Here is a 14524-nt window from a genome sequence, read left to right as displayed (position 1 = left end):
CGCAGCATGACGGCTGGCAAAGGCCGGTCCCATGAGCACCGAGCTATCCAAGACTTTCGACCCGGCCGAAATCGAGCAGCGCTGGTACGCGCACTGGGAAGACAACGGCCTGTTCCGGCCCGAGCGCGAGGACGCGCAGCCCTTCACCATCGTCAACCCGCCGCCGAACGTCACCGGCTCGCTCCACATCGGGCACGCGCTCGACAACACGCTGCAGGACGTGGTGATCCGCTACGAACGCCTGCGCGGCAAGGATGCGCTGTGGGTGGTCGGTACCGACCATGCCGGCATCGCCACGCAGATGGTGGTCGAGCGCCAGATGGAGGCGAAACAGGACAAGCGCACCAATTATTCGCGCGAGGAATTCGTCGATAAGGTGTGGGAATGGAAAGAGGAAAGCGGCGGCACGATCACGCGCCAGCTGCGCCGCCTCGGCTGTTCGATGGACTGGAGCCGCGAACAGTTCACCATGGACCCGCATTTCACCGAGGCCGTGCTCAAGGTCTTCGTCGACCTTTATCGGGACGGGCTGATCTACCGCGACAAGCGGCTGGTGAACTGGGACCCCAAGCTCAAGACCGCCATTTCCGACCTCGAAGTCGAGACCACGGACGTGAAGGGCAGTTTCTGGCATTTTCGCTATCCGTTGGCTGACGGCGTCACGACGTCGGAAGGCAAGGATTACCTCGTCGTGGCGACAACCCGGCCCGAAACGATGCTGGCCGACATGGCCGTCGCCGTGCATCCCGACGACGAGCGCTACAAGTCGGTTGTCGGCAAGGACATTCTCCAGCCGATCACCGGGCGGCGCTTCAAGGTCGTGGCGGACGAACATGCCGATCCCGAACTCGGCTCGGGCTGCGTGAAGATCACGCCGGGGCACGACTTCAATGACTTCGAAGTGGGCAAGCGCGCCGGCTTCGCTCCGGGCGCAATGCTCAACATGCTCGATGCCGAGGCGAACGTCTGCCAGACGGCCGACGGGCTGGTCCCCGACGAGTTCATCGGCCTGCACCGCTTCCGCCGCGACGGTGTCGATGGCGCGCGTGAACTGGTCGTCGCGCGGATGAAGGAACTGGGCTTCCTAATCCCGCACATCACCAGGGACAAGGAAGGCAACGAGACCGAACACGATGCCGAACCGCGTACCATCGCGACGCCCTTCGGCGACCGCGGCGGCGTGGTCATCGAACCCTGGCTGACCGACCAGTGGTACGTCGATGCCGAAAAGCTCGCGCAGGCCCCCATCGAGGCGGTGCGTTCGGGCGCGATCGAGATCGTCCCCAAGAGCTGGGAAAAGACCTTTTTCAACTGGATGGAAAACATCCAGCCCTGGTGCGTCAGCCGCCAGCTATGGTGGGGCCACCGGATCCCAGCCTGGTACGACGCCGAGGGCAACGCCTATGTCGCGATGACCGAGGATGAGGCGCAGGCACAGGCAGGGGCCGGCGTCGAACTGACCCGCGACGAGGACGTGCTCGACACGTGGTTCTCTTCCGCGCTGTGGCCCTTCGCCACGCTCGGCTGGCCGGAGAACACCGACCTGCTCACGAAGCATTATCCGAACGACCTGCTCATTTCCGGCTTCGACATCCTGTTCTTCTGGGATGCGCGCATGGCGATGCAGGGCATGAAGTTCATGGGCGAGGTGCCGTGGAAGCGGCTCTACCTCCACGGCCTCGTGCGCGCGGCCGACGGGGCGAAGATGTCCAAGTCCAAGGGCAATGTCGTCGATCCGCTGGGCCTCATCGACCAGTACGGCGCCGACGCGCTGCGCTTTTTCATGGCGGCGATGGAAAGCCAGGGCCGCGACATCAAGATGGATGAGAAGCGCGTCGAGGGGTATCGCAACTTCGCGACCAAGCTGTGGAACGCAACCCGCTTCTGCCAGTCGAACGGCATCGGGGCGAGCACGAGCATCGCCGCGCCCGCTGCGACGCTGGCGGTAAACAAGTGGATCATCGGCGAGGTCGTCGAGACCAAGGATGCGCTCGACAAGGCGCTGGCGGACCTGCGCTTCGATGCCGCCGCGAACACGATCTACCACTTCGTGTGGGACCGGTTCTGCGACTGGTACCTCGAACTCATCAAGGGCAATATCGACGAAGAGACCAGGGCGGTCGCCGGCTGGGCGCTCGACCAGATCTTCGTCATGCTGCACCCTTTCATGCCCTTCATCACCGAAGAGCTGTGGTCCAAGCAGGGTGACCGTCCGAACTACCCGCTGATCACTGCCAAGTGGCCCGAACCCCAGGCGGAGGTGGATGCCGCGGCCAAGGCCGAAATCGACTGGCTGATCGCGCTCACCAGCGCGGTGCGCACGGCGAAGAACGAACTCGGCATTGCGCCGGGCGCGAAGCTGGCAGCCTATTGCCCCGCCCCGTCGGCGCTCGGTCGCAAGGTGGTGGAAGAGAACGCCGCCGCGATCGAACGCCTCGCGCGCCTTATCCCCGTCCATTTCGCCGATGCCCCTGCCGGAGCGGCGATGCAGGTTGCGGCGGGCGAGGACGCTTTCATCGTGCCGCTGGAAGGCGTGATCGACATCGAGGCCGAAAAGTCTCGACTGTCGAAGGCGCTCGAGGCCTCGACCAAGGAAGCCAAGTCGCTCGAAGGGCGTCTCGGCAATCCGAACTTCGTCGAGCGTGCCAAGCCCGAAGCGGTCGAGAAGGCGCGCGCCGATCATGCGCACCACACGGCCGAGATCGATCGGCTCGAAGCGGCACTAGCGCGGCTGGGCTGAGGCGCACTCGATGAAACTGGATCATCTCGTCATTCTTGTGCGCGACCTCAATGCGAGCCTGCCGTGGTACGAAGTGCTGCTCGGCCTGCTCGGGTTCGCCAAGACCCGCGATCATGTCTGGGGGAATGAGGACGGGACTTATATCGACCTCAAGCAGGCGGAAGCCGATACGTCCGATTATGGCCGCTATGCTCCGGGTCTGAACCACCTCGGCTTCACGGCACCGACGATGGCAGAACTCCACCACGTGCGCGACGGTATGGCTGCTGCCGGGCTCGAGGTTCCCGAACTGCAGCAGCTGGGCAATATTACCGCGACCTTTTTCAAGGATCCCGACGGGATGCGGCTGGAGGTCAGCCATTACGCCTAATCGCCGCCAGCGCCTCGCTTGGAGCAAAAGGTGAGCCTCGTCCTTGCCACCGACGACACGGGCGGGCCGGAGATTTTCGCTTCAATCCAGGGCGAAGGGCCGAGCATGGGAGTGCCGGTCGCCTTCATGCGGCTGTCGCGCTGCAACCTCGCCTGCGTGTGGTGCGACACGGCCTACACCTGGCATTTCGAGGGCGACAACCGCCCCCACCGCTCCGGCGAGTTTTTCGACCGCAAGGCCAACCAGGTGACGCTGGAAGAGGCGGAGGTAGCGGAACGCATCCTCGCGCTCGGCCAGAACCGTCTCGTGATTACCGGCGGTGAGCCACTGTTGCAGGCTGCTGCGCTTGCGAAGCTGCTCGACCTGCTCCCTGACATAAGCGTGGAGGTGGAGACCAACGGCACCACCAAGGCCACGACTGCGCTCGATATCCGGATCGACCAATTCAACGTCAGCCCGAAGCTGGCGCATAGCGGCAATCCGGTAGACCTGGCGCTGATCCCCGAACGGCTCGACACCTACGCCACCGATCCCCGCGCCTTCTTCAAGTTCGTGATCGCAGAGCCCTCTGACGTGGACGAGGTCCTCGCCCTCCACGAACGCTATCGCTTCCGTCCCGGCCACGTCTTCCTGATGCCGGAAGGCACCGACAGCGATACGCTGCGAACGCGTGAAAAATGGCTCGCGGACCTGTGCCTGGAACACGGCTTCCGCATGAGCGACCGCCTGCATATCCATTTGTTCGGCGATACCCGCGGAACGTAGCAACGGCGCAATTCCGCCCGCCCCCAGCGGGTGCAGCTTGCTGCACGTCTAGCGAGGACGCACCCGCGGAGGCGGGTGCGAAAAGCAAGAAACCTAGCCCTGGCTACGCCAGCGCTGGACGGTGCGCTGGACGATGTCCTCTTCGCCGCCACTCTGGCTCCATAGCTCCACGAAGCTCGGGTCTTCCGATGCCGGGCGCTTGATTTCCTCGAGATTGTCGAAGCTCACGCGGATCGGGATGGCGACACCTTCGCCGCAGATGATGCACTCGCGGTTGCGCAGGGCCGGGATGGCATCGAGGAAACCCCGCGCGCCTTCGGGCATGGCCGCGCGGACGAAGTCCTGGTCGCGGTCGTTGTTGAGGCGCATCGAGATGATGGTACCGCACTGCGACAGCACGCCTTCGGCAAGGTCGGAAGGACGCTGCGTGATCAGGCCCAGCGAGATACCGTACTTACGGCCTTCCTTGGCGATACGCGAAAGGATCGTGCCGACCGAGTTGCCGTCGGCGTTCTTCTCGCTCGGCACGTAACGGTGGGCTTCTTCGCAGACCAGCAGGATCGGCGTGGTCTTTTCCTCGCGGCCCCAGATGGCGAAGTCGAACACGAGGCGGCTGAGCACCGCGACCACGGTCGAGGTGATGTCCGAAGGCACACCCGAGACATCGATGATCGAGATCGGCTTGCCATTGGCGGGCATGCGGAAAATCTTCGAGACGAATTCGGCCATGGTGTCGGCCACCAGCATGCCGGAGAACATGAACTGGTAGCGCGGGTCGGCCTTGAGCTCGTCCAGCTTGTTCTTGATGCGCATGTAAGGCGCGGAATTGGTCGCCTTATCGAGCTTGCCCATCGCGTCCTGGATGGCGTTCGACAGGTCGGACAGCAGGTAGGGGATCGGCGAATCCACCGTGATCTTGCCCATCTGTTCGGCAAGGCGGCTCTTCTGGCGGGCCAGCAGCAGGCACTTTGCCAGAATGTCCGCATCGATCTGGCGGTCGTTCCCATTGCTGGTGAGGAGGACTTCGCAGTGCTCCTCGAAGTTCATGATCCAGTACGGCATCTGCAGGTTCGACACGTCGAGGATCACCCCCGTCGTGCGGAAGGCCGCCGAATATTCGCCGTGCGGGTCGATCATGACGATGTGACCTTCGGGCGCCGCCTCGCAGATCCGGTGCAGGATCAGCGCGGCGCTGGTCGATTTACCGGTACCGGTCGAACCGAGCAGCGCGAAGTGCTTGCCGAGCATGGCGTCGACATAGAGGCCTGCGCGGATGTCCTTGGTCGGATAGACGCGGCCGATGGTCACGGCGCTGCGGCCGTCACTGGCATAGACCTGCTTCAGGTCGGCAGTACTGGCCGGATAGACCATCGCACCCGGAACCGGATAGCGCGTCACACCGCGGCGGAAGCCGTGCAGCCTGCCGGTGAGCTTTTCCTCCACGCCTTCGCCGAGGAAGTCGATATTGGCGAGAATGCTGCCTGCGCGGCGGTCCTGCTTCTGGTTGCGAACGCTCGCAAGCAGCCAGCTGTTGCCGACGCGGATCTTGATCTGCGAACCGACCTGGCCTGCCATCGCGATGGAAGGGTCGGCATCGTCGGCACATTCGGTCAGGCGCTGGACGTCGATGGCGATCATCGAACCGGACCCGGAGATTTCGAGCACGACGCCGATCGGCTGGAGGCCGTTATCGGAAACGCCCTCTAGTTCGGGCCCCGCCTCCGGTTCGGCAACCGGGGTCGGCGGCTCGGACTTCACGGGCGCTTGTACTTCCGCCTCGACCGGCGCGGCGGACGCTTCGGCCTGCGGCTGCTGCGGGGCATAGCCCTGCGGCGGAACTACCGGCGCAGGCTGTTCAGCCTCGGGCGCTTCAAATTGCGGCGCGGGCGCAGGCTCGGAGGTCTGCTGCGGCTGGTGGACGTAGCCCGAACGCGACACGGCGACGGCCGGAGCCTGGGCCTGTTCGGAGCGCCGGATACGGTCGCGCAGCGAATTGCCGCGCGGCTGCGGCGGCTCCGCGCCTTCTTCCTTGGCCGGATCGAAGGTCCGAAAGTTTCCGCTACCCATGTCGTTCATAACTGGCGCAAGCCCCCAATGCACATCACGCAGAATTGCATGACGGGGATGGCGCAGAAGGGTTAAAATCGCGTCAACGATGACGCTTTCTGGCGTTTGTCAGAGCTTGGCGAAGAGGCGTCCTGCACCCCAGCCCATGCCGACCGAGAGCATCACGGCAAGCAGGCCATAGGCAAGGCCCCAGTTGTTCGCGCCGTTCTCGACCACGCGTTCGAAGCCCACCTTGCGTACCTCGACTTCCGAAATTGCTGAAGCAATGACGCGGCCGCGGGTCACGGCAAAGGTTTCGGCCGAATAGATGCCCGTGGTCACGTTTGAGGGAAGCTCGATGCGCGCCTGGTAAAGCACGCCTTCGTTTATCTGCACGCCGCCGAAATCTTCCCGGTAGAGCCCCTGCCGGCGCTTGAGATCGACGAGGCCCGCCGCGAACCGCCGTTCGACCGCGGGTTCGATCGAGCCGCTCGGCGACAGCTGGATATAGTCGGTGCCGAATTCGTAGATGGCAGCCGTCTTGTCGTCGACGATCTCGTTGATGGGACGCGAGGACGCGACGGCGAAATAGCTGGGCACGGACCGGAAATCGCTGCTTTCCGCATTGATCCAAACTCCTGCGAAACGTTCTTTCTCGCGCAGGCGGATCGGCTCGCTAGGGCCTTTCAGGACGACGACGATGTCGTATTCCTCGCCTGGCCCGCCGGCCGGATCGAGGATCGCACCGAACAGCAGCAGCTCCTGTCCGACGAAGCCCTGGCGCACCTGCACCTCGTGCTGCGACACTTCGGGCACCAGCACCGGATCGCGCTGTCCCATCAGCACGAAGGCGGCGAGCGTGAGGAGAGCCGCACGGATCACAGCGGCGACACCGTGAAGATTTCGTCAGGCCGGTAGAACAGGCGCAGGAACATGTTGAAGGCCACGAGCAGCACGATGCCGGCAAGCACGAGGCGCAGGACTTCCGGCTTCGCCTTGACCGCGAATTGCGATCCGAACTGCGCGCCCGATACCGAACCGAGCAGCAGCAGCGCGACCAGCACGATATCGACGGCGCGCGTGGTCACCGAATGCATGATGGTCGTCGCGATGGTGACGAAGAGGATGTTGAACAGGCTCGTGCCCACCACGACGTTCGCGCTCATGCCAAGGATGTAGAGCATGGCGGGCACGAGGATGAAGCCGCCGCCCACGCCCATCAGCATGGTCAGCATGCCGACGACCACCCCGACCAACAGCGGTGCCAGCGGCGAGATGTAGAGGCCCGAGGCATAGAACCGCCAGCGGAACGGCAGGCTGGCCACCAGCGGATGGTGGCGCCGGCGCGGGGCCTGCTTGCCGGCGGAGCCGCGAAGCGTCTGCAGGGCTTCCTTGGCCATCAGGATCCCGATCGAGCCGAGCAGCACGACATATAGCGCATTGATGACCACGTCGATCTGGCCGATCGCGCGGAAGAAATTGAACAGCAGGGCTCCGAAACCCGAACCGATCACGCCGCCCCCGATCAGGACCGCGCCCATGCGGTAATCCACGCCGCGGCGCTTCGAATGGGCGAGTACGCCCGAAACGCTGGCACCGGTGACCTGCGTCGAGGCAGAGGCTGCCGCGACCGTGGGCGGGATGCCGTAGAAGATGAGCAGCGGAGTCGTAAGGAAGCCGCCGCCGACGCCGAACAGGCCCGACAGCACGCCCGTCAGCGCACCCAGCGCGACGATGACGAGGCCATCGACCGACAGGTTCGCGATTGGCAGGTAGACGTCCATTGCGGTGCCCTATCGCAGGCGCACCGTCGATAAAAGCTGAACCGTGTCAAAAGCCCGTCGAAAGGGTCAGCGCAGGGCCGTCTCCTGGCTCCGCGTCCCCTGCAATCCGGATCCGATAGTCGAGGCCGATACGCGCCGGAACATCGCCGATTTCCATCTCGAGGCCGGCCGAAGGCCCGACATCGATTCGCCCGGCGCCTTTCTGGATTCCGCCCCATGCCCCTGCTCCGACACGAAGGGTCGCAAGATCGAACTTCGCGACTTCGCGATCCAGGACCAGCTGGCCATCGGCGAAGCCGGTCGCGAAATCGCTGCCTACGTAACCGGCCTGAGCATAGGCGCGCGCACCGAGCCGATGCGGCAGGTTACGGTTTTCGTATCCGTAGGTAGCGAAAGCTGCAGGGCGCACCTGTGTCCCGGAGCCGGTTTGTGCGCCGCGAACCTCTGCATGGAGCGCGAGCCGCCTGTCGCCGAGCGGTCGCACGCGCACTCCCAGGGCCGCTTCGCTCTGGCCGGGTTCGCGCAGGGCAGCACTTGCCCGCAAGTAGAATGCCGGATCGCGCCGAGAACCCGGTGCAAGCGAATAGGCAAGCAATGCACCTGCCTGACTGCCTCCGTAGGACGAGAGTGCCGGACCAGTGCCAACCTCGCCCGCGCTCACGCCGCGAAGCAGCAGCCAGCCGTCGAACCGCCAGCGGCGCTGCGGAACTTCTTCGGACCCGGCAGAGACGGGAGATACCGTTCCTGCCATATCGTCCCTGCCGAGCACGTCTGCGATGCTGGAAGGCATGGGAATGCGCGCCATCGCCGCCATGAAAAGGAGATTGTGCCCTGCCAGCGTCCGTCCTTCCGCGAAGGGCGCTGGATGCGCAGCGATGTCGCTGGCGGCATCGAGGTCCGATCCATGCGGGTCGCGCATGGCGAACTTCGTTGCGGTATGCCTCGCCTGTACGGCGCGGGCTGCAAGCTCGCTCGTCGCCCTCGCCGGAGCCTCTTGCTGGACGAACCGCTCCACTACGGGTGCGGCCCATTGCGGCACAAACTGGTGGGGAAAGGGGTTCTCCCAGGTCGCCATGCGCAGCATCGTCCAGCCACCGAGCACGACCAGCAGGAATACCAGCGGGCGTCCGCGTCGCTCGACTCCGGCGGAAATCATGCGGGCAGTTCTCGTTGCAGAGCGATGGCCGGATGGTCGCTATGCTCGGTCTTGTCCCAAACGACCGGCGCGCCGCGCAGTGTTCCGAAATAGGCGGCGAGCGCCCTTCTCCCACTCATGATCGCGATGATGTTCGATACGATGACGCGCGGAATGGCGCGCAGGCCTTCTGCCGCGCCATATTCGCGTGCCGTGAAGACCGCTCTTGCCGCGCATCGCCAGAACAGGCCTGCAAGCGTGAAGAGGAGAAGCGCGCGAAGCAGCGGCGAAGGCTCGAGCGCAGCGACAAGGCCGAATTCTACCGCCAGTCCCGAAATGAAGGACGCGGCAACGAGGAAATAGGCACAGGCCAGCACCAGCGCCGCCAGCGGGCCGCGCCGGTCGCGCAAGGTCATCCAGCGATTGAGCAACGACCCGCCCCACCCGAGCCGGTCCCAGCCCTGCAGCGCGATGCCATGCACCCAGCGGGTCTTCTGGCGTACCGAAGTCTCCAGCGAAGACGGGAAATAGGCGCGGGTTGCGACCAGGCTGCCGCCCTGTGTCCGAACGCGCAGGAACCGCCCCGCCCCGCCCAGCGCGACCACCCTCTGGCCAAGTTCGTAATCCTCGGTCAGCGAATGGCGTGCGAAAGGTTCGCCCTGGTGGGCCCGGGCCAGCCGGTCCAGCATCGGGCGGGCAATGGCAGAGCCGACCCCGGCACCCGGAATGGCGCAGCCGAGGGCATCGCGCACGACCATCGCCTTCGCATGGGATTCCGCGAATTCGTCGGAATAGTGGTTCGCGATCCAGCGGGAATCAGAAGGCGGCAGGGCCATGACCGGCAATTGCACGAAATCGCTGAGCCACACTGCCCGGTCGAGCAGGACGAGCGCCGCGGGATCGACCATGTCCTCTGCATCGTGCAGCACGACCATGTGCGCCTTGCAGCGCATCCTTGCCTCGTCATCCTGCAACGCGAGATAGAGACGGTTCAGGCAATGCGCCTTGCTGGTCGGTCCATCCTCCCCGACGATGACCATGCGCACCCGCCGGTCCGCTCTTGCGGCAACGGCGATCGAGGCCTGCGTTTCAGGATCGTTGCGATAGCAGCCGACATAGATCCGCAGGTCCTCTTGCGGCCATGAAGCAAGCGCATGGGTCAGGGTCGGACCGATAACCGCGTCTTCCCGCCAGGCGGGAATGAACACGGCCGCCATGCCCATCAGTTCCTCGTCCCTGAGGTCTGTTCCGGGAAGCCTTTCGGTCTTCGTACGGCCAGTCAGGCGCAGCCAGATGTAGGCAGCGTCCATCGCCAGCTCGTCCAGCAGCCCGATGCCGAAAAACACCGCCGCCATGAGCAAGAGTTCATGCTGAATGAGCGCCAGCCATTCGCCGGCGGTAAATTGTGCGACCAACAAACCGTTTCCCCCCAGTGAGTTACCTAACGCAGGGAATCGACCCTTGCAACGAGCGATGCTTTGCGAAAGAGAGCACCCCGATATGACTGACAGGCAAAATCCCATCCGTCTCGTGTTCGCCCCGGTTCGCGCCCTCTTCGTCAGCGACGCGTCTGCGGGCATCCTGCTGATCCTGGTTGCACTTGCTGCGATGATTGCGGCTAATTCGCCCCTGGCGACCGAGTATCACCACCTCTTCCACGGTGAGCTGTTCTCTGCCGAGGCGTTCAAGCTCAACACGCTGCACCTGTGGATCAACGACGGACTGATGGCGATTTTCTTTTTCGTTGTGGGCCTCGAGGTGAAACGCGAGTGGATCGAGGGCCAGTTGTCCGACAACGACCAGCGCAAGATGCCCGTCCTCGCGGCGGCGGCAGGCATGATCCTGCCTGCGCTGGTGTACCTGTTCTTCGTCAATGCCGAAGGCGCGCAGGACCTGACGCGCGGCTGGGCTATCCCGGCTGCCACCGACATCGCGTTTGCCATGGGCGTGCTGGGTCTGCTGGGTAACCGCGTTCCGGCTTCGTTGCGCCTGTTCCTGCTTACGGTCGCGATCGTCGACGATATCGGGGCGGTGCTGGTAATCGCCCTATTCTACACGGCCAATCTCAAGTTTGCGTGGCTGGTTGCCGCAGTCGTGGTGACCGGCATCATGATGGCGATGAACCGCGCACGGGTGAGCGCTTATACGCCTTTCATCCTGATGGCCCTGCTGCTGTGGTTCCTGGTGCTGAATTCAGGCGTTCATGCGACTATCGCAGGCGTCGTGGCCGCCCTGACCATTCCCATGGTCGGCAAGGACGACGACACCATGCTCGAGCATCTCGAGCACAACCTCGCGCCATGGAGCGCCTATCTCATCGTGCCCGTATTTGGTTTCGCGAATGCCGGTGTCGAGCTGGGCGCACTTGGCCTTGCGGGCATCCTTGCCCCGCTCCCGCTGGCGATTGCCGCTGGCCTGTTCGTGGGCAAGCAGGTCGGTATTTTCTCGGCCATCTGGATCGCCGACAAGGTCGGTTTCGCACCGCGTCCGGAAGGGGCGAACTGGGCGGAAATCTGGGGCGTATCGATCCTGTGCGGGATCGGCTTCACCATGTCGCTGTTCATTTCCAGTCTGGCGTTCGCCGGCAACAGCCTGCTGATCGAGGAAGCCAAGATCGGCATCCTCATGGGCTCGCTCATCTCGGCAGTCGTCGGTTACACGATCCTGCGCATGACGACCGACCACCCCGACGACCAGCGCTCGCCCTATCTCGAGGAAGACGAGCGCTAGTCCGCGCTACTCACCAGCTTCCGGTATTCGGCATGCTGGCCCAAGGTTCCTGGGGCTCGAGGTAGCCTTCCTGCAGGAGCTCGATGGAAATTCCGTCGGGTGTCCGCACGAAAGCCATGTGCCCGTCGCGCGGCGGACGGTTGATCGTGTGACCGGCGTCCATCAGCCGCTGGCAGGTGTCGTAGATATTATCGACGCGGTAGGCGAGATGGCCGAAATTGCGGCCGCCTGAATAGGCCTCGCCCTCGCCCCCGTCTTCAGGCGGCCAGTTATAGGTGAGTTCCACCTCGGCCACGCCTTCCTGCCCGGGTGCGGCCAGGAAGATAAGCGTGAAGCGGCCCTGCTCGCTATCCGCCCGGCGGACTTCCGTCAGGCCGATCAGTTCGAAGAACGCCACCGTCGCTTCGGGATCGGTGACACGGATCATGGTATGGAGATATTTGGTCATGAACCGCAACTAGGCATCATGGCCTCCATGCGAAAGGGGGCCCGTCACAAGGACGAGCCCCCTTCGGTTGACCTCGTGCGAAATCAGAAGCTGGCTGTGATCGTCCCGACCAGCGCATCGTCGGTAAAGCCATCGATCGAGGGGCCCTCGACGCCGACGTAGGACACGCCCACTTCTAGAATGCCGGCCGTCACGCTCGCGCCGATCGACCAATCCATGCCGCTGTCGTCTGCATCGCCGGCAAGCAGCGGCGGAGCCAGTGCGCCATCGGTATAGCCGAGATGTCCAGTCACCGTCACGGGCGTGCCGGGCAGGCCGGCGCTGAGATCGGTGTAGACATAGAGGTTGTCATCGCCGCCGAGCGAATCTTGTTCGAAGGCATAGGCTACGCCGACGGTCGCTTCTGCCGGGCCGAGGTTGAAGCCGACGGAAGCGTAAGGCTCCCAATAGTCGGTATCGAGGCCCAGTTCCTCGGTCGGATAGGCGTAATAGAGCAGGCCGACATCGAGGCTGACCGCGTCGGTCAGCTGGCCCGACCAGCCGCCGTAAATGTCGAACTCCATCTCGCCGTAAGCGTCGCCGCCATCGATCGAGGAGGCCCATACGCCGACGTAGAAGCCGCTTTCGTGCGCGACGTCGACGCCGCCCTGGATGGCCGGGTCACCGCCCGAAAGCGATACGCCGCGGAAACGGTAGTCGGTGGTCAGGGCTGCATTGGCCGATACGGTGATCGGGCCGGATTCTTCTTCGTCCTGCGCAAGCGCCGGGGAGGAGATGCCGCATGCAAGGGCGGCGAGGGATACGGCCAGACGGCCGCGAAAGGACGTGAGCATTTCGAACTCCTTGGGTTCGGATTGGTGCTTCGTCCCACCTGCGTTTTCGCCGGGTCCCGATTCTTGAAAGGGCTCCTCGGGCGAAATCGAAATAAAGGTGCAGTATCCTCTTCAACTGCGCAAGATAGCTGTTTCATCTTTTCGCTATCGCAGCGTGAAGCGTGTCTATTGTGCAACTGCGAAGGCGTTCACCCGCCGCTCATCGCTTGCTGCCATGAAGGCTAATGCCTAAATGCGCCCGCAACAGGTAACCGCTTCGAACCATGCTTAACGCCCTTCGCCAGATATTCCGCAAGCCCGAAAAGGGGCGGCGCATCGCGCACGTCCCGCAGGGTGAGCGCTGGTATGTGATCGGCGATATCCACGGCCGGCTCGACCTGCTGGAGGCCTTGCAGGAAGCGATCGAGGCGGACGATGCAGCCTGCGCGCCGGCAAACTCAACCGTGGTGTTCCTGGGTGACCTTGTCGATCGCGGTCCCGACAGCGCAGGCGTCATCAAGCTGGCGCGCAACTGGGGCAAGACGCGCAAGGTCCGCTATCTGGCCGGCAATCACGAGGAAATGTTTCTCGAAAGCTTCGAGGACAAGGAAGTGCTGCGCCATTTCCTGCGCCACGGTGGCCGCGAGACGGTGCTGAGCTACGGTCTCAAGCGCAAGGAATACAACCGCATGCAGATCGCCGAAGTGCAGAAGGCGATGCACAAGATCGTGCCGCAAAAGCACCGCGATTTCCTCGCGGCCTTCGAGGACATGATCGTGGTCGGCGACTATGTCCTCGTCCACGCCGGCATCAATCCCAAGCGCCCGGTCGAGGAACAGAAGCGCAAGGACCTCCTGTGGATCCGCGAGCGTTTCCTCAACCACGCCGAGCCTTTCAGCCACGTCGTTGTCCACGGGCATACGATCTTCGAGGAAGTCGAGGACACCGGCGACCGCGTCGGGATCGATACCGGCGCCTTCCGCACCGGGGTACTTACCGCACTGGTGCTCGAAGGAGACAGCCGCCGCCGGATCCAGGCGTTCGAGGCGGAAGACGGCAGCATCGCCGTCCGCAAGCAGGACTGATTTCCCGAAATTGATGCCAGGGGGCCTGTAAGCCGGGTTCTGTCTCCGCAGACGGTATCCGGAAGACCGGACCGTATCCGCGGCGGCAGCCATTCGTCTGGGCCATGGGTTGCCCCATGGCTCAAGCAGCCAACCCGGGCGGTCGATGCGAAACGCATCTGCTCCCTTTCGGGAACGTGCCGCCCCTATTCGGCCTTGCTCCGGGTGGGGTTTACCGTGCGAGCCCTGTTACCAGCGCCCCGGTGCGCTCTTACCGCACCCTTTCATCCTTGCCTGATCCCGCAAGCGGGCCATCGGCGGTTTGCTTTCTGCGGCACTTTCCCTGGGGTCACCCCCGGCGGGCGTTACCCGCCACCCTGGTTTCGTGGAGCCCGGACTTTCCTCGGATGCTAGCATCCGCGGCTGCCCGGCCCCCTGGCCCGGGTGCAGATAGGCGCTTGCAGCCCCTTCGCCAAGCGGAAGTGATGTCGGGTGCAAGTTGGACCTGCCCGTGCTTGTCCCCACAGGATGGAACACTTGGAACACGGTCCTGGCAGAGAAATGCGATCTGGCGCGTGGACGAGGTGGAAAATGCTGCAATGAGGAATGTGAAGCGCTGCGCAACACTGG

12 protein-coding genes and 1 other RNA gene are annotated in these 14524 nt (G+C 63.9%); 5 read left to right on the top strand and 8 right to left on the bottom strand.

What is annotated here, in order from left to right; genetic code table 11:
• Positions 1-31: 31 nt before the first annotated feature.
• The 3 genes from GRI42_RS00730 to GRI42_RS00720 are packed head-to-tail and all read left to right on the top strand — an operon-like array spanning position 32 to position 3875.
• A complete protein-coding gene (locus GRI42_RS00730) occupies positions 32-2740 on the top strand; it encodes a valine--tRNA ligase (protein WP_160606159.1) in 2709 nt (902 codons plus the stop codon).
• Positions 2741-2750: 10 nt separating this feature from the next.
• Entirely contained in the window at positions 2751-3110 is a 360-nt protein-coding gene (locus tag GRI42_RS00725) for a VOC family protein (RefSeq protein ID WP_160606158.1), read from the top strand.
• A 30-nt stretch (positions 3111-3140) separates the two neighbouring features.
• Positions 3141-3875 carry a 7-carboxy-7-deazaguanine synthase QueE gene (locus GRI42_RS00720; protein WP_160606157.1) on the top strand — a complete coding sequence of 245 codons (735 nt, stop codon included), beginning with the start codon at positions 3141-3143 and terminating at the stop codon, positions 3873-3875.
• Positions 3876-3968: 93 nt separating this feature from the next.
• On the opposite strand, the gene GRI42_RS00715 is transcribed toward GRI42_RS00720, so the two are convergent.
• The 5 genes from GRI42_RS00715 to GRI42_RS00695 form a co-directional block, all read right to left on the bottom strand.
• A complete protein-coding gene (locus tag GRI42_RS00715) occupies positions 3969-5951 on the bottom strand; it encodes an ATP-binding protein (RefSeq protein WP_234033749.1) in 1983 nt (660 codons plus the stop codon).
• 99 nt (positions 5952-6050) lie between these two features.
• Entirely contained in the window at positions 6051-6761 is a 711-nt protein-coding gene (locus tag GRI42_RS00710) for a TIGR02186 family protein (protein WP_160606484.1), read from the bottom strand.
• A gap of 38 nt (positions 6762-6799) precedes the next feature.
• Positions 6800-7705 (bottom strand): sulfite exporter TauE/SafE family protein, encoded by a 906-nt coding sequence (locus GRI42_RS00705; RefSeq protein ID WP_160606156.1) that lies wholly within the window; start codon positions 7703-7705, stop codon positions 6800-6802.
• Between the two features lie 46 nt (positions 7706-7751).
• The gene (locus tag GRI42_RS00700) at positions 7752-8861 is read right to left on the bottom strand and encodes a hypothetical protein (protein ID WP_160606155.1); all 1110 of its coding nucleotides are present in this window, start codon (positions 8859-8861) and stop codon (positions 7752-7754) included.
• Complete coding sequence (locus GRI42_RS00695; protein WP_325065275.1) at positions 8858-10255, bottom strand: glycosyl transferase family protein; 1398 nt, start codon at positions 10253-10255, stop codon at positions 8858-8860. The genes GRI42_RS00700 and GRI42_RS00695 overlap by 4 nt, the downstream gene beginning before the upstream one ends.
• Positions 10256-10340: 85 nt before the next feature.
• Here GRI42_RS00695 and nhaA point away from each other — a divergent pair, with 85 nt between their 5' ends.
• Positions 10341-11570, top strand: coding sequence for a Na+/H+ antiporter NhaA (gene nhaA, locus GRI42_RS00690; protein ID WP_160606153.1), 1230 nt, complete (start codon positions 10341-10343; stop codon positions 11568-11570).
• 10 nt (positions 11571-11580) lie between these two features.
• On the opposite strand, the gene GRI42_RS00685 is transcribed toward nhaA, so the two are convergent.
• Positions 11581-12018, bottom strand: a complete 438-nt coding sequence (locus GRI42_RS00685; RefSeq protein ID WP_160606152.1) for a VOC family protein — start codon at positions 12016-12018, stop codon at positions 11581-11583.
• A gap of 83 nt (positions 12019-12101) precedes the next feature.
• On the bottom strand, positions 12102-12851 hold the full coding sequence (locus tag GRI42_RS00680; RefSeq protein WP_160606151.1) for a TorF family putative porin: 750 nt from the start codon (positions 12849-12851) through the stop codon (positions 12102-12104).
• Between the two features lie 263 nt (positions 12852-13114).
• On the opposite strand from GRI42_RS00680, the gene GRI42_RS00675 reads away from it, so the two are divergent.
• Positions 13115-13915: a metallophosphoesterase family protein gene (locus tag GRI42_RS00675; RefSeq protein ID WP_160606150.1), complete on the top strand. Its 801-nt coding sequence runs from the start codon at positions 13115-13117 to the stop codon at positions 13913-13915.
• Between the two features lie 12 nt (positions 13916-13927).
• Here the strand turns inward: GRI42_RS00675 and rnpB are convergent.
• Positions 13928-14333, bottom strand: an RNA gene (gene rnpB / locus GRI42_RS00670) — RNase P RNA component class A.
• Positions 14334-14524 lie beyond the last annotated feature (191 nt).

The organism is Qipengyuania gaetbuli (genome assembly GCF_009827315.1).
In the GTDB taxonomy this organism is placed as follows: domain Bacteria; phylum Pseudomonadota; class Alphaproteobacteria; order Sphingomonadales; family Sphingomonadaceae; genus Qipengyuania; species Qipengyuania gaetbuli.
Note: the sequence above shows the minus strand (reverse complement) of the source record. Positions and strands in the feature narration are given on the sequence as shown.